At 70.1% G+C, this 19,634-nt stretch carries 13 protein-coding genes; 5 read left to right on the top strand and 8 right to left on the bottom strand.

The features are described 5' to 3' along the window. Positions 1–159 precede the first annotated feature (159 nt). The 3 genes from ACRWK7_RS28935 to mltA are packed head-to-tail and all read right to left on the bottom strand — an operon-like array spanning position 160 to position 2,649. Positions 160–912, bottom strand: coding sequence for a polysaccharide deacetylase family protein (locus ACRWK7_RS28935; RefSeq protein WP_431860280.1), 753 nt, complete (start codon positions 910–912; stop codon positions 160–162). Then, on the bottom strand, positions 909–1,424 hold the full coding sequence (locus tag ACRWK7_RS28930) for a GNAT family N-acetyltransferase (protein ID WP_431860277.1): 516 nt from the start codon (positions 1,422–1,424) through the stop codon (positions 909–911). Before ACRWK7_RS28930 ends, ACRWK7_RS28935 begins: the two co-directional genes overlap by 4 nt. Positions 1,425–1,428: 4 nt before the next feature. Then, the gene (gene mltA, locus ACRWK7_RS28925; RefSeq protein WP_431860275.1) at positions 1,429–2,649 is read right to left on the bottom strand and encodes a murein transglycosylase A; all 1,221 of its coding nucleotides are present in this window, start codon (positions 2,647–2,649) and stop codon (positions 1,429–1,431) included. 283 nt (positions 2,650–2,932) lie between these two features. On the opposite strand from mltA, the gene ACRWK7_RS28920 reads away from it, so the two are divergent. After that, positions 2,933–4,255: an RsmB/NOP family class I SAM-dependent RNA methyltransferase gene (locus ACRWK7_RS28920; protein ID WP_431860273.1), complete on the top strand. Its 1,323-nt coding sequence runs from the start codon at positions 2,933–2,935 to the stop codon at positions 4,253–4,255. Positions 4,256–4,306: 51 nt separating this feature from the next. Here ACRWK7_RS28920 and ACRWK7_RS28915 read toward each other — a convergent pair whose 3' ends face one another. The 5 genes from ACRWK7_RS28915 to ACRWK7_RS28895 form a co-directional block, all read right to left on the bottom strand. Further along, positions 4,307–6,763: a cellulase family glycosylhydrolase gene (locus ACRWK7_RS28915; RefSeq protein WP_431860271.1), complete on the bottom strand. Its 2,457-nt coding sequence runs from the start codon at positions 6,761–6,763 to the stop codon at positions 4,307–4,309. A 342-nt stretch (positions 6,764–7,105) separates the two neighbouring features. Then, a complete protein-coding gene (locus ACRWK7_RS28910) occupies positions 7,106–8,026 on the bottom strand; it encodes a class I SAM-dependent methyltransferase (protein WP_431860270.1) in 921 nt (306 codons plus the stop codon). Positions 8,027–8,157: 131 nt separating this feature from the next. Beyond that, complete coding sequence (locus tag ACRWK7_RS28905) at positions 8,158–9,387, bottom strand: endo-1,4-beta-xylanase (RefSeq protein WP_431860268.1); 1,230 nt, start codon at positions 9,385–9,387, stop codon at positions 8,158–8,160. Between the two features lie 139 nt (positions 9,388–9,526). After that, entirely contained in the window at positions 9,527–11,899 is a 2,373-nt protein-coding gene (locus ACRWK7_RS28900) for a GumC family protein (RefSeq protein ID WP_431860266.1), read from the bottom strand. A gap of 3 nt (positions 11,900–11,902) precedes the next feature. Beyond that, positions 11,903–12,670: a WecB/TagA/CpsF family glycosyltransferase gene (locus tag ACRWK7_RS28895; protein WP_431860264.1), complete on the bottom strand. Its 768-nt coding sequence runs from the start codon at positions 12,668–12,670 to the stop codon at positions 11,903–11,905. Between the two features lie 331 nt (positions 12,671–13,001). On the opposite strand from ACRWK7_RS28895, the gene ACRWK7_RS28890 reads away from it, so the two are divergent. From ACRWK7_RS28890 to ACRWK7_RS28875, 4 genes are all read left to right on the top strand, one after another. Beyond that, the gene (locus ACRWK7_RS28890; RefSeq protein ID WP_431860262.1) at positions 13,002–15,254 is read left to right on the top strand and encodes a helicase-related protein; all 2,253 of its coding nucleotides are present in this window, start codon (positions 13,002–13,004) and stop codon (positions 15,252–15,254) included. A gap of 112 nt (positions 15,255–15,366) precedes the next feature. Then, the gene (locus tag ACRWK7_RS28885) at positions 15,367–17,181 is read left to right on the top strand and encodes an ATP-binding protein (RefSeq protein ID WP_431860260.1); all 1,815 of its coding nucleotides are present in this window, start codon (positions 15,367–15,369) and stop codon (positions 17,179–17,181) included. Between the two features lie 100 nt (positions 17,182–17,281). After that, positions 17,282–18,253: a thiamine pyrophosphate-dependent dehydrogenase E1 component subunit alpha gene (locus tag ACRWK7_RS28880; RefSeq protein ID WP_431860258.1), complete on the top strand. Its 972-nt coding sequence runs from the start codon at positions 17,282–17,284 to the stop codon at positions 18,251–18,253. Next, a complete protein-coding gene (locus ACRWK7_RS28875) occupies positions 18,234–19,310 on the top strand; it encodes an alpha-ketoacid dehydrogenase subunit beta (RefSeq protein ID WP_431860256.1) in 1,077 nt (358 codons plus the stop codon). The genes ACRWK7_RS28880 and ACRWK7_RS28875 overlap by 20 nt, the downstream gene beginning before the upstream one ends. Positions 19,311–19,634: the final 324 nt, after the last annotated feature.

The raw sequence follows: 19,634 nt of genomic DNA, 5'->3' as shown, positions 1-19,634 counted from the left end.
GCGCGGGCGGGGGCGGGGGCTTCCCGCCCCCCCCCCCCCCCCGGGTGGGGGTGTTTTTGGGGGGGGCCAGCGGCGTGCACGAGAATCAACGTCTGCCACGCAGGCCGTTGCCCCCTCCTATCCTCCCCCGCCGGAGGCGGGGGAGGGATTCCCTAATGATCACGCCGCCGCACGCTCCATCTGGGCCTTCCACTCGGTCAGCGTGACGAAGCGGAAGCGCTCGTCCTTCGCGCGCTCCAGGATCCGCGGCAGCGCCGCCACCGTGCCGGCGTGGTTGGAGTGCATCAGCACCACGGCGCCGGGCGTGAGGCCGCGCATCACCCGCTCCTCGATCACCACGGGCGGATGGTCGCGGTAGTCCTGGCTGTCCGCCGTCCACAGCATCGTCTCCAGGCCGGCGGCGCGGGCGATGCCCAGCGTGTGCTCGTCGTAGGAGCCGAAGGGCGGGCGGAACCAGCGCGTCGGCCGGCCGGTGATCGTCTCCAGCAGCGCGCTGGTGCGGCGCAGCTCGATGGCCTGCTCCTCGGGCGTGCAGTGGATCAGCCGGCGGTGGCTCCAGGTGTGGTTGCCGATCTCGTGGCCGTCGTCGGCGATCTCGCGAACCAGGCGGGCGTGGCGCTGCGCGTGGCGGCCGACCAGGAAATAGGTCGCCGGCACCCCGTACGCGCGCAGGATGCGGCGGATCTCCGGATCGTGGGCGGTGTCGGGGCCGTCGTCGATGGTCAGCGCGACGATGTTCTCGGTCAGCGCCTCGGGGTGCAGCGTCAGGCTGGCGCCGGGGTAGAGCTGCGCGGTGAGGAACCCGGCGTGGCCGTGCGTGGCGACCCAGCTCAGCTCCCTGGCGTGCGCGGGGAAGGCGGGCAGGGCGGCCATTCCGGCAAGGAACGCCCGGCGCTTCAAGGCCGTCTTCACAGGGGTCTCCCGAGGAACAGCAGGGGTTTGCGCAGCACCGCCTCGGTGAAGCCCAGGCGGTTGTAGAAGCCGACGTTGCGCATGCCGTCGGCGGTGACGACGTGCACGCCGGGGATGCCCTCGGCGACGCAGTCCTCGACGAAGCGCTCGACCAGACGCTGGCCGATGCCCTGGCCGCGGCGCTCCGGCCGGACGTTGACGTGCAGGTGCGCGGGGAAACGCGGGAACAGGTCGTCGAAGGTGGCGTATCTCGGGATCGTCTCGAACAGTCCCTCGGCGTCCGCGCTGTCCAGGCAGCCGGTCAGGTAGCCGCCGAAGGAGCCGTCGTCGTCGCGCCAGAACCAGATGTCCCAGGGCGCGTTCTCGACGTACCAGCCGGTCCAGGTGCGGAGGAACGCCGCGCGGGCCTCGGGCGACGTGAACTCGGTGCGCGCGGCGGAGAGGAAGAAGATCTCCTCCAGCGCGCGCAGCGCCGCCGACGGGTCGGGCAGCTTGGTCAGGCGGACGAGCACGATGCTACCGCTGCGCCGTCTGCACCGAGCGGCGCGGCACCAGCATGGTGTAGCGGCCGCGCGCCTTCATCAGGCCGGCGGCGTCGGCCGCCTCGGCGCCGGGTCCCCAGAACAGGTCGCCGCGCACCTCGCCCTTGATGGCGCCGCCGGTGTCCTGCGCGACGACGAGGCGCCGGATCTCGCCACCGGGCACCGGCACATCCTTGGCTTCCAGCCACAGCGGCACGCCCAAGGGCACGTGGCTCGGGTCCACCGCCAGGCTGCGGCCGGGGACGAGGCGCGTGTTGAGGGCGCCGCGGGCGCCGACGTCGCTGTCGCGGGTGCGGAAGAACACGTAGCTCTGGTTCATGTTCATCACCCGCTTCGCCTGGCCCGGGTTCGCCTTCAGCCAGGAGCGGATGAGTTGCAGCGTCACCTGCTCCGGCGTGGCGATCCCCTCGTCGATCAGGTGGCGGCCGATGGGGTAGTAGGGGCGGCCGTTCTGCCCGGCGTAGTGCACGCCGATGACGCTGCCGTCGGTCATGCGGATGCGGCCAGAGCCCTGGATCTCCAGGAAGAAGGCGTCGATGGGGTCGTCCACCCACAGCAGCTCCAGCCCCTTGCCCTTCAAGGCGCCGTTGACGATGCGCTCGCGCGTGGGGATGCCGCGCTTGGTCCGCGGCGGGGTGCGGTAGAGCGGGACGGTGTAGCGGTCGGTGCGCGTCCAGGAGCCGTGCAGCTCGGCCTCGTAATAGCCGGTGAACAGCCCTTCGGTGCCGCCGCCGAGCGAGACGGGGGTGAAGTGCGTCTCGAAGAAGGTGCGGGCGGCCTCGCGGTCGCCGGCGGGCAGGGTGCGGGCGGCGGCGCACGCCGGCTGCCAGTCGCCCACCGTGCCGGCCTTGCCCAGGCGGCGGTCGGGCGACTGGCCGCGGAGCCAGTCGCAGCTGCGGTGGAAGGCGGCCAGCGCCTCGGCGTGGTCGTCCTCAGCCCAGCCGGGCAGGGTGCGGAAGTCGGCGGCGATCAGGTCCAGGCTGACCGGCGGGTGCGCCGAGGACCCGCCCTGGGCGACCGGGCGATCGCCCGTGGTGGTGCACGCCGCGAGCCCCATCGCCAGAAGGCAGGACACCCGCGCCAGTACACGCCGCACCCCGCATCCCGCCGATTGCGCCATCGCGATCCCCTTGCCGGCCAGCGCCGGTTCCAGCGTTGAGAAGCCGCCGTCGTCTTGCCGCTCGTCTGGCGGCAACCGGCGTTGCTCATCTTTTTTACGGGGGAGGTTTAATAATCGTCAACGAAGCGCGGTGGAACGCAGTCTACGGGTGACGATGTCACAGACCATGCGCGTCGATTGTTTCGAGTGTTGCTGTGCAACCCGTTGATTTTCCTTATTTCGTGTTACCACGAACGAAATGGTCGCATCCACTTCAATTTTTCGGGGTTGCAGGGGTGAAGGTCCGCGCGGTCGACTCGGGGGATGACAAGATGCGGACAAACGGGTTATCGAGAAGCCCTTCCCGAAAGGAGCCCTTATGACGCCCGCTGCCCGCCTCCAGGCGGTGATCGACCTGTTGACCGAGATCGACGCCACCCCCCGCCCCGCCGACGCGGTGATGAGCGCGTACTTCCGCGCCCGCCGCTTCATCGGCGCCAAGGACCGCAGCGCAGTGGCCGAGACCGCCTACGCCATCCTGCGCCGCCACGCGCGCCTGTCGTGGTGGCTGGAGAAGGAGGGGCATGAGACCGGCCCGCGCGCCCGCGTCATCGCCAACGCCATCCTGGCCGAGGGCAAGCGCGCCGCCACCGTGGACGAGCTGTTCAGCGGCGGCAAGTTCGCGCCGGCCGCGCTGGAGCCCGACGAGAAGAAGCTGATCCACGCGCTGGACACCCACACGCTGGAACACCCGGCGATGCCCGAGTGCGTGCGCGTCGAGTGCCCGCCCTGGGCCGAGCAGCCGATGCGCGGCGCGCTGGGCGACCGCTTCGAGCGGGAGATGACGGCGCTGCTCGACGCCGCCCCGCTCGACCTGCGCATCAACCCGGTGAAGGCCAACCGCGAGAGCGCGAAGAAGGCGCTGGAGAAGGCCGGCATCGCGGCGGAGGACACGCAATGGTCGCCGCTGGGGCTGCGCGTCAAGGGACGGCCCGCGCTGGCGGCGACCGACGCCTTCAAGAACGGGCTGGTGGAGATCCAGGACGAGGGCTCGCAGCTCGTCGCCTTCGCGGTGTCGCCCAAGCCGGGGCACCAGGTGGTGGACTTCTGCGCCGGCGCCGGCGGCAAGACGCTGGCCATGGCGGCGCTGATGAACAACAAGGGCCGGGTGGTCGCCTGCGACGTGCTCGACAAGCGCCTGAAGCGGGCGGCCGAGCGCTTCCGCCGCGCCGGCCTGCACAACATCGAGGCGCACCCGCTGACCAGCGAGCGCGACCCCTGGGTGAAGCGCCATAAGCGCAAGTTCGACCGCGTGCTGGTGGATGCCCCGTGCTCCGGCACCGGCACGTGGCGGCGCAACCCGGACAGCCGCTGGCGCCAGCTCGGGCCGGGGCTGGAGCAGCTGCTGCCGCTGCAGGCGAACATCCTGGACAGCGCGGCGCGGCTGGTGAAGCCGGGCGGGCGGCTGGTCTACGCCACCTGCTCGCTGCTGGCCGAGGAGAACGAGAACCAGGTCGCGGCCTTCCTGGAGACCCACCCGGACTTCACCGTCAAGCCGGTGGCTGAGGTGTGGGCCGAGGAGAACCACGGCACCCCGCCGGCCGAGGGGCCGTACCTGCGCCTGATGCCGGCCAAGCACGACACCGACGGCTTCTTCGCCGCCGTGCTGGAGCGCAAGGGCGAGGACGAGGCGTCCGCATAAGAAAAGGGCCGGCAGCCCTGGAGCTGCCGGCCCTCGTGCGGTGTCTCGCGCTTAGTGGATGTAGATCGGATCGACGTCGTGCAGGGCGTCGATGTGGAAGGCGTCCATGCTCGTCGGCAGGGTGGACGCGGCGGACGCCAGCATCGTGTCGTGGCTGACCGCCGGGGCCTCCTGGGCGGCCTGGGCCACCAGGAACTGCTCCACCGACGCGGCGGCCGCGGACGCCGCCTGGTTGATGGTGCCCAGGCCGGTGTCGTCGGCCAGCGTCGCGCCGGTCGCGGCGGAGAGCTTCAGCGAGAAGGTCTCCGTGCCCTCGGCCACGTTGTCGCCCAGCACCTTGACGGCGACCGTCTTGGTGGTCTCGCCCGGGTTGAAGGTCAGCGTGCCGGAGGCGGCGGTGTAGTCGGAGCCGGCCTTGGCGGTGCCGTCCACCGTGGTGTAGTTGACCTTCACCGTGCTGGTCGCAGCCGAGGACAGCTTCACCGTGAACAGCGCGTCGGTCACGCCCGGCGTGGCCGTGCTGCCGGAGAACAGGCCGGCCTTGATGGCGTTGTACTTGTTGTAATCGACCTGCCAGCTGTCGTTCATGAGGCCGCCGGTGTCGCCCGAACCGGGGCTCCAGGCCCAGTAGGTCCAGCTGGCGCCCTGCTGGCCGGCCTTCAGGTCGATGGTGCCGTTGCCGTCCCAGTCGCCGTTCATGTACTGCACCAGCTTGGGCATCCACGCCTTGTCCATGCTGGTTTCCATGCGCGAGCCGAACTCGCCCACCAGCACCGGGTGCTGGTCGTTCTGGATCAGGCGGCCCCACATGTCCGTCCACTTCGCCGGCATGTTGTTCGGGAAGTTGGCGTCGTTGAACCAGCTCATCATGTGCAGCGACGGGCCGTAGTCGTGCACCGAGTAGACCAGCTTGGACGGGTCGGCCGAGAACTTGACGTCGTAGTTCTTCTGGCCCAGCAGGTTGCCGCCCCACCAGTACCAGTTGTTGTTGTAGACCTCGTTGCCCTCGACGATCAGCAGCCAGTCCTTGTTGACCGACTGCACGGCGTTGCCGATGCGCTCGGCCGCGCGGGCCCAGTCGTTGGGACCGCCGTCGCCCCAGGTGGTGGGGTTGTGCGGCTCGTTGTGCAGGTCGGCGCCGATGACCGCGTCCTTGCCGGCGTAGCGCTGGGCCAGCATCTTCCAGTTGGCGATCATCGTCGATTCCGGATGGGCCGACGTGTACCACAGGCCGTTCTCGTTGGCCGAGGCGCCGTCATCCGAGCGGTGGTGGTCGAGGATGATCTTCATGCCGATCTTGCCGGCGTAGTCGATGATCTTGTCGAACACCTGGAGCGAGTTCAGGCCCTTGAGGTCCGGGTTCTTGGAGTAGTCGATGCCCGTCGGCATCCGGCCGCCGCCGTCCAGCATGGCATCGGACCAGGGCAGGCGGATGACGTTGAGGCCCAGATCCTTCATCTTGTCCATGTGGTTCTGGTAGCTGTCCATCCACAGGCCCTGCGGGGCGAAGGCGTAGCCCTCGGCGCCGAACCAGTTGACGCCGGTCAGCTTCACGGCGTTGCCGGCGCTGTCGATGATCTGGCCGCCCTTGGTGGACAGGAAGCCCGGCGCGATGCCGGTGCCGCCGGTGGTCATGCCCGGCTCGGTCACCGTCACGTCGTTCACCGTCAGCGACGGCGTGGTCGGGGTCGGGTTGTTCGGGTTGCCCGTGCTGCCGCCCGGGAAGTCGCTGGCCGGGGCGTTGAACACCAGCGTGCCGTTCCACCACATGCCGGCCTGGCCGGCGACGACGTCCTTGCCGTCGAGCGCACCCTTGTCGTAGCTGACGATGCTCTCGGTCGCCGTGTGGGCGTTGCCGTTGATGGTGACCTTGTTGACGATCAGGTCGCGGCCGGCCATGTCGTTGTCGTACTGGACCTGCACCTTGTGGCCGACGCCGGCGGCGGCGTTGGTGGTGAAGGTGTAGTCCTTGGCGGTGAGGGAGGTCATGCCCTCGCCGACCTTCACGCCATCGACCAGCAGGTTGAAGTGCGCGCCGACGCCGTTCGCGACGTTGGCCTGCGCGTTGACGACGATGGTCGAGCTGCCGGTGGCCGGCGGCGGGTTGGTGACGACCGGAGCCGGGTAGTAGCTCGACGGCGTCGCGAAGGTCAGCGCGCCCTCCCACCACATGCCTTCCTGCCCGGCGACGACGTCCTTGCCGTCCAGCGCGTAGCGGTCGTAGGTGGCCTGGGTGGGCGACAGCGTGTTGCCGTTCACCGAGATCGACTTGACGTACAGGTTGCGGTCCTGGCCGTTCACGGTGGCGTCGTTGTCGTAATGGACCTGCACCTTGTGGGCCTGCGAGGCCTCGACATCGGCGGTGAAGGTGTAAGTGGTCGGGCTGGTGGCGCTCACGGTCGCCTGACCGACCTCCTTGCCATCGACCAGCAGGCGGAGGTGGGGGAACACGCCGCCAGCGGACTGCCCATAGGCGTTGATGACGAACTTGGTCGAGGTGGTGGCCATGGGTCTGTGCCCTTCATTCCGTTGATCTGGTGAGGGCAGACTGGACCCCAATGGTTAATGCGATCTTTCAAATTTTAGGGAAAAGCAGCTCGAAGTTGTGGTAAAAATGGGGCGGGAGCGACGCCGCTTTCCTATGGCGAATCTGCCACGGTGTGGTGTTCAGGCCAGGGTTTCCGCGGCTTTTTTTGGTCACAGCGGGTCGCGGTGCGGTCGCCGCGGCCTGTTCGGCCGGGTGCCGAAGCGGTGCTGGCATATGCGTTCAAGGGTCATTACGGTTAACGGCGCGACGCGCGAACGCCGGCCGGACGGGATGGCGTCCGGCCGGCGTTCACGGCCCGCGCGTCAGCCCTTGTGGGCGACCATGAAGACCTCGGGGCGGAACAGGAAGGCGGCGCCGCGCTTGGCGACGGCGTGCCGCATGCCGACCGGCAGCAGGCCCAGCATCGCCTCCACCGTGCGCACGTAGGCGAGGTAGCCGGGGCCGGAGAAGCTCTTCACCGGCAACCGGCGGCGCAGGCCGCGGGGTGCCACGTAGACCGCCTCCATCCGGGTGAAGCCGGCCTTGCGGCAGGCGGTGACGGTCTCGGCCCAGGTGTACTCGCGCAGGTGCATGCACACCGCCTCGTACAGGCCGAACACCTCCGACAGGTCCATCGGGCCGGCGAACTTGTGCGGCATGTTGAAGACGTAGCGTCCCTCCGGGCGCAGCAGCGCGTGGACGTTCTTCAGGTGCGGCAGGAAGTCGTCGGGGTGGTAGTGCTCGATGACGTGGGTGGAGATCACCGCGTCGAAGCTGCCGGGCTCTTCGAACTTGGTCAGGTTGACGCCGTCGGTGGTGCGCCACTGCACGGCCGCCTGCGGATCGACGTAGCGGGCGCCGCGCTCGCGGGTGATCTCCGTGGCGACGCACTGGAAGCCGTGCCGCGCCAGGTAGCTGAGCAGGCGTGCCTTACCCGAGCCGATCTCGTAGACGTCCCGCACGCCGTCCAGCAGCTTCAGGAAATGCCCGAAGTCCAGGTCGTCGTCGTAGTCCGACGTGTCGACGCCGTCGTTCAACCAGGGACACTCGCGGTACAGCGTGGTGTAGCAGCGCTCGAACACGTCCCAGCGGGTTTCCGGGCTGGAGGCGAGCAGCTCGCCGGCCAGCCGGCGCTCCAGGTCCCAGTGGCCGAGCACCATCTGCTCGTTCAGCGGATGCTGCGGGGAAAGGCCGAACTTCTTCTTGTAACGCTCGACAAGATGATGGCCGCTTTGGGTGTTCACGGTCTGCCTCTCGTGCGAATTCGGCGATGCGAAGCCTGATATGGGAGCCCCTCCCGGCCGGCCCGGCCCCTCTTGCGGGGCACCGGCGCGGCGAAATCGGGAGGGGTAGGGGCGCCCTCCGGACTACCCCGTCACGCCCGGCGCGCCGCGCCCTCCAGCGCCCGCGCGGCGGCGTGGTAGAGCGGCAGCGGCTGCGAGGCGGCGTCGAAGGGCGAGGGGTTGGGCTTCAACTCCCGCAGCTCCGTCGCCAGCCAGTTGAGATCGGAGCGCAGGTGCCACCACGTCACCTCGACCAGGGTGGCGTTGGCCGCCACGTCGCGCAGGTACTCCTGCGCCGTCCAGGCGATGGCGCGGTCCTTGTCCTCGCGGCTCCAGTGGCGCGGCAGGTGCCGCTCGTCGACGTCCAACTCGGTGACGTGGATGGGGATGCCCAGCTTGTCCACCGCGCGCAGGAAGGTCCGCATGCCGTCGCGGTCGTAGGGCTTGCCGGCGAACAGGTGGCTCTGCAGGCCCAGCCCGTCGATGGGCACGCCGCGCTTCACCGCGTCGGTCAGCCAGCGCAGCATGTAGGCGCGCTTGCGCTGCTGCCAGCCCTCCGCCAACTCGATGCCGAAGTCGTTGATCACCAGCTTGGCCGAGGGGAAGGTCGTGCGCGCGTGGTGGAAGAACGGGTCGAGCCATTCCGGCCCCTTGTCCCCGCCGGCCGCCACCCACCACATGCCGCGGCGGAAGCCGTAAGCGTCCTGCTGGTGCGGGTGGGAGGATTCGGTCTCCCAGAAGAACACCTCGTTGGCGACGTCGATGCGCCAGAACGCGTCGCCGTAGCGCTCGCGGACGGCGGCGACGTAGCCGGTGAAGCGCTGCCAGTGGTTTTCCGGCGCCAGCGTGCCCTCGGGGGAGAAGTAGGCGGGCTCGCCGATGCGCAGTTCGGACATGAGGTCGATGGGCAGCTTCATGTACTCGGGCATGCCCATGTGCTGCCACAGCATGCAGTGCCACGCCGGGACGGCGCCGAAGCGGCGGGCGTCGGCGACGGCGCGGTCGAAGCGGCGCCAGTCCCAGTTGCCCTCCTGCGGCTGCAGCACCGCCCACTTGCCGCCGTTCTCCGGCACCACGAGGTCGCATTCCTGCGCCATCAGCCGGTCGAGTTCGGGATCGTCGGGCAGGATGACGTGGTCGCGGGCGGCGCCGTGGCGGATGCCGCGGCTGCGGCAGACGTCGCGCAGGGTCGGCCCCGGCCCGGCGACGGGAACCAGCGGCGGCTGCAGCGCCTCGCCGTCGAAGGCCTGGGCGCAGCCGGCGGTCCACAGCACGCCGGCCAGCACGCCGAACAGGTCGCGGCGGCTGAAGGAGGTGTCCATGAGGGGGCTCCTCTAGAAACGGATAGCCCCTCTCCCTTGACGGGAGAGGGGTTGGGGAGAGGGTGGCGCCGGTGAAACCGGCCAAGTTTCCATCCCCTTCTCCCCCCGCCCCTCTCCCGCAAGGGGAGAGGGGAGTGACTCACCGCACCGCGCGCAGGCGGGTCGGCTCGCCGTAGTACTTCTTGGTGGCCTCGTAGTTGCGGTACGGGCCGGCGTAGCCGCTCTGCGCCGCCTTCTTCAGGTTCACGTCGGTCAGCACGCAGACGAACTTGTCGTAGTCGATCGGCCCCAGGTCGGCGACGCCCTGCAGGTCGCCGGCGGTGGTGTGGCCCCAGCGGGTGACGAACAGCACCTTGGCCGCCGCCGCGCACACCACCCGGGCGTCGGACACCGCCAGCACCGGCGCGGTGTCGAAGACCACCAGGTCGAAGTGGGGGCTGAGGCCCGCCATCAGCTCGATCACGCAGTCCACGTTGAACTTGTCGAGCGTCGAGGACATCAGCTTGCCGGCCGGCACCAGGGCGAACGGGACCTCCGGGTTGTGGTGGATGATCTCGTCCAGCGCGACGTTGCCGGCGATCCAGTCGGACAGGCCGGCCTTGCCGCCGGTGTCGAACAGGTGGTCGATGCGCGAGCGGCGGAAGTCGGTGTCCACCACCACCACGCGCCGGCCGGCCTGGCTGGCGACCTGGGCGATGGCGAGGCTCATCGAGGTCTTGCCGTCCTGCGGGCGGGCCGAGGCCACCGCGATGGAGCCGACCGGGCCGAGGTCCGCCAGATGGTTGCGGAACAGGGCGCGCAGCGATTCGCTGAACAGCGAGAAGGGATGGCGCTGGAACACCTGGTACAGGCGCGCGCTCTTCTTCTTCACCGGGTGGTGCGGCACCACGTGGATGGCGGCGGCGCCCAGGATGCGGCGGATCACCTCCGGGGTGTGCACGCGGCGCTGCATCAGCTCCAGCGCGAAGACCGCGACCACCGCTAGCAGGATCGAGGCGAAGAAGCCGGCGACGATCAGCAGCACCCGCATCGGGCCCGACGGCTCGTGCGGCACCTGGGCCTGCGACACCAGCTTGACGCCGGCCGGGAAGGCGCGGTTGTCCTGCTGCGCCTTCACCTCCTCCAGGCGGCCCATCAGCTGTTCGAGCAGCTGGCGCTTGGCGGTGGTGTTGGACTCCAGCGCGCGCAGCTTGACGCCCTCGTCGCTGAGATTGCCGGCGTACTTGCCCTCCATCTTCTCGATCATGTCGCGCAGGGCCTTCTCCTGCTCGACGGCGATGTTGGCGGCCTCGCGCACGCCGTTGATCTCGCGCCGGATCTCGTTCTGCATGGCGCCGGTCGCCTCGCCGAGGCGGGCCTGCAGCTCCTTCACGCGCGGGTGCAGCGGGCCGTACTGCTTGGACAGCTGCGCCATCTCGGTCTGCAGCGTGGCGACCGTGGCGCGCAGCTGCGCCACCACCGGCGACACGATGGAGCCGCCGATGGCGTTCCAGTTGCCGGCGCGCACGGCGCGGTCCAGCGCGTCGGCCTGGGCGACGGCGCGGGCGCGGTTGGCCTCGGCCTCGGTCAGGCGCAGGCGGGTCTGCTCCAGCGACTGCACGGCCAGCGGGCCGGTGGCGCCCTTCAGCAGGCCGGACTTGAAGCGGTACTGCTCGGCCTCGGTCTCGGCGGCCGAGACCTCCTGGCGCAGTTTGGTGATGCGCTCGTCCAGCCAGGCGATGGCGCCGGTCGCCAGCTCGCGGTCCATCTGCTGGCGGGTTTCCATGTAGCGCTTGACGATGTCGTTGACGATCGCCGCCGACAGCTCCGGGTTTTTCGCCGTGTAGGCGATGCGGATCACGCGCGAGCGGCCGACGATGCCGACCTCGAGCTTGCGGTGCAGGCGCTCCAGGATGCGGTCGGGGTTGCCGGCCGGCTCCTCGGCCTTCTGCTCGCGCTCGCGCAGCGTGGCGACGTAGCCGTTCGCCCAGTCCAGCGCCGTCTTCACCTGCTCCGGCGGGGCGTCGCCCCAGACCGTGCCGACCTTGTCCTGGACGAAGCCCAGCGCCTGCGCGGCCAGCGGCTCGCCCGGGGCCTCCTCCTTGACGGGTTTGATGAACTCGGGGTTGCCCATCAGGTTGAGGTCGGCGACCACCGTCTTCAGGATGTGGTCGGACTTCAGGATCTCGATCTCCGAGAGGATCGCCGCGTCCTCGGCCGGCATGGCGCCGACCACCTGCTCGGTCTCGCGCACGATGCGCACCTGCCGGCTGTCCACCAGCAGCAGCGCCTCGGAGGTGTAGGTGTCCGACAGCGTCGACACGCCGAAGGCGGTCAGGCCGGTCACCGCCGTCATCAGGCCCAGGATCATCCACTTGCGCCCGGCCAGCACCCGGCCGATGAAGCGCATGTCAGGCCCGGCCGCCGGCGGCGTCTGGTCGGAAGCGCCCGGCTGGTACGGCATCGGGGCGGCCGGCCAGGCCGACTGCATCGCCGGCAGGCCGCCGCGGTTGGGGGTGGGAAGCTGTTCCAAGGCTCAGACTCCTTGTGCTTGGGCGCCGGTCGAGCGGGCGCTGGCGGCGCGACGCAGCAGCATGAGATTGCGGGCGAAGCGGAAGCCGCCGTGGACGTAGCGGCGGTAGAGGCGGCGCGGCTCCTGCGCCATGCGGTACGCCCATTCCAGGCCGAGGCGCTGGAGGACGGCCGGGGCGCGGTCGAAGCGGCGCGCCATGAAATCGACGATGGCCCCGCCGTTGACGATCAGCACGGGGTGGTCGAGGGATTGGCGGAGCAGCACCGCCACCTCCTCCTGGCGCGGCATGCCCATCGCCAGCACGATGACGTCCGGCCGGTGCCGCCGCGCGCTTTCCAGGTAGCGCTCGGCGGGGTGGAAGCCGTGCAGCATGTCGGCGATGATGTGCGGCGTGGTGTTCTCCAGGTGGATGCGGGCGCGCTCCAGCCACGGCGTGGCGGTGCCGTAGACGGCGAGCCGGCGCTTGGGCAGGGTCTGCAGCAGCAGCGGGATGAAGTCGGTGCCGTTCATGTTCAGGCCGGGCTGGATGCCCAGCGCCTTCATGGCGACCGACAGGCCGATGCCGTCGCGCAGCACCACGTCCGACGCCCGGAAGGCGTCGTAGACCGTTGCCGACGACCAGCATAGGTTCACCGCGTGGACATTGACGAACGACAGGATCGTCGGTCTGTCCACCTTTTCCAACGATCTAATCAAGTCACGCCGCTGCTCGTCCGAATGTATAAGCCGGATGTTGTCGATCAGCGTCAGGACCTCACGCGGATTTGTCATTCGCATCTCCTGACCAATCAGTCGCGCCCACTGTGTTCTTGTCCCAATTACTCAAGTTTGCATGACGTCGCCGCGTTCGGAGAGACGGGATTCGTTACTACCCCCTTCGATCGCGCCAAGTGGTCGGCCGCACCGGGGGTCATGTTGGGAAGGGGGGGCGCCGGTGCCGTGGCGGGTTCGGCGAAGCCCGGGGGCTTGCGGGTTAGCCCGCGGCGCAGGCCCCGTTTACCTCGGCGGGATTCGGCTTGCTGCGCGTGCGTCCGCCGCCCATATAGGGTTACTTTCCGCGGGCGATTCGACCGCGCCCCAAGGACGGCCCCAAGGACAAGAGATGGCTTCCGACGACACCCCGAAGACTCCCGGCACCGCCGACGAATGGGACCGGCGCGACGCGTTGCGCGCGGTCGCCGCGGTGGTGCGCGGCGACGGCATCGAGGTGGACGCCGACTCCACGCCGGCGCGCTGGTCGATCACCGTGGTGCACGACGTGACGGTGCCCGGCACCGACCGCCGGCTGCGCCTGCGTTTCCGCGTGCCGGTCGGCCCGCTGCCCGACGTGGAGGCGGAGCTGTGGGGCCTGCTGGTGGCGCCGGAGGGCTTCGGCCGGCCGCAGGCCAAGCTGCTGGGCAAGCAGGTGAAGGCGGCGGTGCTCGGCTCCCCCGCCATCGCCAAGGCCAAGGCGCGTGTCGATGCGTGGTTCCGGTCCATGGAGGAGCGCGCCGCCGGTTTCGGCGAGGCGTGGCGGCCCAAGGCGGTGGCCGACGACCTCGGCCGCGCCGCCACCTTCGGCGGCCGCATCCCGCGCTTGCAGGCGCTGCTCGACGCGCTGGAGGAGGGCTTCTCCACCGCCGCCGCGCGCATCGGCCAGCGCGTGCGGCGCCAGCAGCTGGAGAACGCGTCGGGCCTCGGCGTCTACCTGGACAGCTTCGCCGCCGCCCGCGCCATGGTGCGCAAGCTGCGGCTGTTCGTCGGCCCGACCAACTCCGGCAAGACGCACGCCGCCATGGACCGGCTGGCGGCGGCGGAGAGCGGCTGCTACCTAGCGCCGCTGCGCCTGCTGGCGCTGGAGGGGCAGGAGGCGCTGGAGACGCGCGGCCGGGCGTGCAGCCTGGTGACCGGTGAGGAGCGCGACGTGCGCCCCGGCGCCGGCTTCGTGTCCTCCACCATCGAGATGGTCAACACCGCCCGCGTCTGGGGCGCCTGCGTCATCGACGAGATCCAGATGATCGGCGACCCTGACCGCGGCTGGGCGTGGACCCAGGCGGTGGCCGGCGTGGCGGCGCCGGAGATCCTGATGACCGGCTCGGCCGACGCCATCCCCTACGTCAAGCGCCTCGCCGATGCCATGGGCGAGGACCTGGAGGTGGTCGAGTTCACCCGCAAGTCGCCGCTGCGCGTGCAGGAGGAGCCGGTGGCCCTCTCCAACGTCAAGCAGAACGACGCGGTCGTCGCCTTCTCGCGCCGTGACGTGATGGGGCTGCGCCGCGACCTGCTGGCGCGCGGCCACACCGTGGCGGTGATCTACGGCGCGCTGTCGCCGGAGGTGCGGCGCGCCGAGGCGCGGCGCTTCCGCGAGGGGCAGGCCGACGTTCTGGTCGCCACCGACGCCATCGGCATGGGCCTGAACCTGCCCATCGCCCGCGTCGTGCTGTCCGTCACCCGCAAGTACGACGGGCGGGAGGAGCGCGAGCTGAACGCCTCGGAGATCCGCCAGATCGGCGGCCGGGCAGGGCGCTTCGGCATGCACGAGGAGGGGCGCGTCGCGGTGCTGGAGGGCGAGAGCATCAATTCCGTCCGCCGGGCGCTGACCTCGCCGCCGGTGCCGCCGGAGGACCCGCGCTCCTGGATCTCGCCCAACCTGATCCACGTCGAGGCCATCGCCCGCGAACTGGACACCGACAGCCTCGTCAAGGTGTTGCGCACCGCGGGACAGGAGCTGCTGCGCGCCAGCCAGACCTTCCGTATGACCGACCTGGAGCAGCGCATCCAGGCCGCCGCCGCGGTGGACAAGGCGAAGCTGCCGCTTGCCACCCGCGACATGCTGGCGCGTTGCCCGGTCGACGTGCGCGATCAGAACCAGTTGCGGCTGCTGGCGCAATGGGCGTTCAACCAGGGCCGCGGCATGCCCAACCGGGCGCCGGAAGCGGCCGAACGGTTCAGCCACCGCGTCGGCACGGACGTCGAGCTGGAGGCGGCGGAGCGCGCGGTGAAGGATCTCACCGCCTACGCGTGGCTCTCCTACCGCTTCCCGGAGGCGTACCCGGAGATGGACCTGTGCCTGGAGCGCCGGGCCATGCTGAACGCCTTCATCGAGCGCACGCTGGCCGAACGCAGCCTGGCCCGCGCCTGCCCGACCTGCGGCACCCGGCTGAAGGCGAACCACCGCTTCCGGGTCTGCGATTCGTGCTACGCCCAGCGAGTCGACCGCTCGGCGGGGCCGCGCGGCGACCGCCGGGGCCGTCCGGCGGAGGCCGGCGGCGCGGCGCATCCGCATTTCCACCACGCCCAGAAGCCGCCGCCGGCCCAGCCGGGACGCGGCCGTCCGCCGTCGCGCCGGCGCGGCGGCAAGGGTGCTCAGCCGTAGTACGCCCCGCAAAGACTTTGATCCTCTTTCTGAATATGAGTAGTATCCCCGCACACGTTCCGCACGCGTTGCGGCACGCCGGGTCGCGTCCGGCGCTGGTATTCGGGGGACAATGTTCGAGCGGGGCGGGGACGATCCGAGCGCGCTGACCATCTACCGGCCGGTGTCCCTCCGGGGGTTCCGGGACGGTGGGAGTCTTTCCGACCGGATCCTGATCGTCGCGCTGTGGCTCGCCACCATCGCCGCCGGCATCGGCCTGGGGCTGGCCTCCATCGTCTACGAGTGGTCGGGCGTGCCGCTGCATTTCGGCGGCACCGACGTGTACGTCACCATCTATCCGCCGCTGGTCTTCGCCGCCTTCTGGGTGCTGTGGTTCGGCTTCTGGTGGGGCTTCCTGCCGGCCTACCTGTCGACGCTGGCGCTGGCGCTGTATTCCGGCATGCCGGTGGGGTGGTCGCTGATCTTCGCGTTCGCCGATCCGGTCGGGCTGGCGGTGTTCGCCATCGCCTACCGGGCGATCCCCGTGCCGCACGACCTGCGCTCGCTGAACGCGGTGCTGTTCTTCGTGCTGCTGTCCTTCGTCGGCGGCGTGTTCGGCTCGACGGGATCGTTCATCTGGATCACCACCAGCAACGTCGGCGCCCAGCAGGTGCTGCCGATCTGGCAGGGCTGGTGGCTGGGCGCCTTCCTGCAGAACCTCGCCATCGTGGCGCCGGCCCTGGCGCTGCTGGGCCCGGCGGTGATGCGCTGGCGCTCGACGCGCTGGGCCGGCGCCGGCCACGCCGACGTGACGGCGCGCCACACGCTGGGTGGGGCGGCGCTGATCCTCGGCGGCGTGCTGCTGTTCCTCTACCTGTCGGTGCGCCTGAACATCGATGCGTTCGAGACACCGTCGGCGTCCGGGGCCGCCACGCTGGTCGAGTCGACGCGGGCGATCTACTGGGTGATGACGGTGATCATCGTCTTCGCCTCCTACTTCGGCTACCAGCTGTTCACGCAGTGGATGACGTCGGTGACCCGCTCGACCGAGGAGCTGTCGGCCGCCAACGCCCGCCTGGCCGAGCAGACCGAGGCGCTGACCGCCGCGCTGGACAGCGAACGGGTGGCGCACGAGCAGCTGAAGGCCGCGCAGGCGCACCTGGTGCAGGCGGAGAAGATGGCCTCGCTGGGCTCCCTGGTGGCCGGCGTGGCGCACGAGATCAACACACCGCTGGGCATCGCGCTGACCGCCACTTCGCACCTCGGCGACGAGACGGTGAAGCTGGAGAAGCTGTCCGGCGAGGCGAAGCTGCGCAAGGTGGACTTCGAGCGCTACGTCGGCATCGCGCGCGAGACCACCGGGCTGGTGCAGTCGCACATCGCGCGCGCCGCCGGGCTGGTGCAGAGCTTCAAGCAGCTGGCCAGCGACCAGGTCGCCGACGACCGGCGCCGGTTCCGCCTGCGGGAGTGGCTGGAGGATCTGGCGACCGGCCTCAAGCCGGCGTGGCGCAAGGCCGGGCACGTCATGTCCATCGACTGCCCGGACGGCATCGAGATCGACGGCTACCCCGGCGCGCTGGCGCAGGTGCTGACCAATCTGGTGATGAACTCGCTCGACCACGGCTTCGGCGAGGGGCAGACCGGCAACCTGCTGGTCACCGTCTCCACGCCGGATCCGCGGACGGTGGAGGTGGTCTACACCGACGACGGCCGCGGCATTGCGGCCGACTGCCGCGCCAAGGTGTTCGACCCGTTCTTCACCACCAAGCGCAGCTCGGGCAACACCGGCCTCGGCCTGCACATCGTGTTCAATCTGGTGACGGCGCGGCTCGGCGGCTGGATCGAGCTGGACGGGGCGGCGCGCGCCGGCGTGCGCTTCGTCGTCCGCTTCCCGCGCGTCGCCCCGCAGCCGGCGCCGCAGCCGGTCGAGGCCGACAGCGCGGCCTGAGTCGCCTCGAAAGAACTGAAGTCTCCGAGAAGACACGGGGCGCAGGCTTGTTCCTTCGAGGTAGCCCGGTATACTGCGCCTGAACTTCCGGGTGTCGCCAATGCAGAACGCAGCCGCCGCGGGCACGCCGTCGTTGGAGACGGTAACCCGCCTGTACCACCAGCTCCGCCTGATCCGGGTGCTCGAGGAGGAGGTGGCGCGGGTCTACCCCACCGACAAGATCAAGAGCCCGGTCCACCTGTCCATCGGGCAGGAATTCGTGTCCGTCGGCGTCTGCGACGTGCTGCAGCCGCGCGACCACGTCTCCATCACCTACCGCGGCCACGCCGCCTACATCGCCAAGGGCGGCGACATGGCCGCCATGGTGGCGGAGATGTACGGCAGGAAGGCCGGCTGCGCGCAGGGCCGCGGCGGCTCCATGCATCTGGTGGACACCCGGGCCGGCGTCATCGGCGGCTCCGCCGTGGTCGGCACCAGCATCCCGATCGCCGCCGGCTACGCGCTGGCGGACCGGCGCAAGGGGACGGGCGGCGTGGTCGCCTGCTTCTTCGGCGACGGCGCCTCGGAGGAGGGCTGCCTGGCCGAGACGCTGAACTTCGCGGCGCTGCAGAAGTTGCCGGTGCTCTTCGTCTGCGAGAACAACGGCTACGCCATCCACGAGCCGCGCTCCAAGCGCTGGGCCACCGACCGCCTGTGCGAGCGCGTGGCGACCTACGGCATTCCGGCCCACCACATCACCAGCGGCGACGTCTTCGAGGTGCGCGCCCGGGCCGAGGAGGCGGTGCGCGCCATGCGCGACGGCGGCGGCCCGGTGTTCCTGGAGGTGGACTGCTACCGCTGGCAGGAGCACGTCGGCCCCAATCAGGACTACGACCAGGGCTACCGCTCGCAGGCCGAGCTGATCCCCTGGATCGAGGACGACCAGGTGCCGCGCCTCGCCCGCATGCTCGACCCGGCGGTGGTCGAGCGCATCGACTCCGAGGTCCGCTCGGCCGTCGCCGCCGCCTTCGCCTTCGCGGAGGAAACCCCCTTCCCGGATCCCGAGGACCTCTATGACCACGTCTACGCCTAATCCGGGAGAGGGCCGGCTCCTCCGCTACGTCGACGCCCTGTGCGAGGCCTTCGCGCAGGAGATGCGGCGCGACGAGAACGTCTTCGTCTTCGGCCTCGACGTCGACGACCACAGGTGCATCCAGGGCTCGACCCGCGGCCTGCTGCAGGAGTTCGGGGCGGAGCGCGTGTTCACCACGCCGCTGTCCGAGGACGCCATGACCGGCGTCGCCATCGGCGCCGCCATGGCCGGCATGCGCCCGGTCCACACGCACATCCGCATGGACTTCCTGCTGCTGTGCATGAACCAGCTGGTCAACATCGCCGCCAAGGCGAGCTACATGTACGGCGGCACGGTCAGCGTGCCGCTGGTCGTGCGCTCGATGATCGGCAAGAGCTGGGGGCAGGGCGCCCAGCACTCGCAGGCGCTGCATTCCATGTTCATGCACGTGCCGGGGCTGAAGGTGGTGGCGCCCTCCAACGCGCACGACGTCAAGGGCTGCATGATCGCGGCGATCCGCGACGACAACCCGGTCATCTTCATGGAGCACCGCCTGCTCTACCCGACCGAGGCCTACGTGCCCGAGGCCACGTACGAGGTGCGCCCCGGCAAGGCGCGCGTGGTGGCGCCGGGCGAGGACGTGACGGTGGTCGGCATCTCCAACATGGTGGTGGAGTGCCTGCGCGCCCGTGAGCTGCTGGCCGAGGCCGGCGTCTCGGCCGAGGTGATCGACCCGATCTGGCTGGCGCCGCTGGACATCGACACCATCGTGGAGTCCGCCCGCCGCACCAAGCGGCTGGTGGTCGCCGACAATGGCTGGACCAGCTGCGGGGCCGGCGCCGAGATCGTCGCGCAGGTGCTGGAACGCGCCGGCGACGCCGGCATCGCGGTGAAGCGCATCGGCTTCGAGCCGACGACCTGCCCGCCGTCGCCGGTGCTGGAGGCGAAGTTCTACCCGAACCCCGGCACGGTGGCCGCGACGATCCACGCCATGGTGCGGCCGAAGGACGCGCCGTGGACGCCGGATCCGGAGCGCACCAGGCTGGCGTACCAGACGCAGTTCCGCGGACCGTTCTGACGTGCCCGCGCCCCCGTGGTCGGCGCACGCCGGCCGCGGGGTGTCCGCGAACGGCGCCCGTAAAAGGCGAATGCGCGGAAACGGTATAAACCTTTCCGGAAATCCTCTATAACGCGTGTCATGACAGGGCGGGCAGGACGATGAATGCCTGCCCGGTTTGGGAAACACAATGCCTCCCGGCGCCAGGAGTTAAAAGGCTCCATGGTCACCCTGCACTCGTACCTGTCGGCCGCGCAGATTTCGCAGCTGTCGACATCGATCATCCGCACCCTGGCGACGAGCGCGGTCGCGTCGTTCGACCGGACGCAGGTCGGGGCGCTGACG

Source organism: Azospirillum sp. (genome assembly GCF_050789165.1).
The sequence above is the reverse complement of the archived record's forward strand: the minus strand, read 5'-3'. Positions and strand labels throughout refer to the sequence as shown.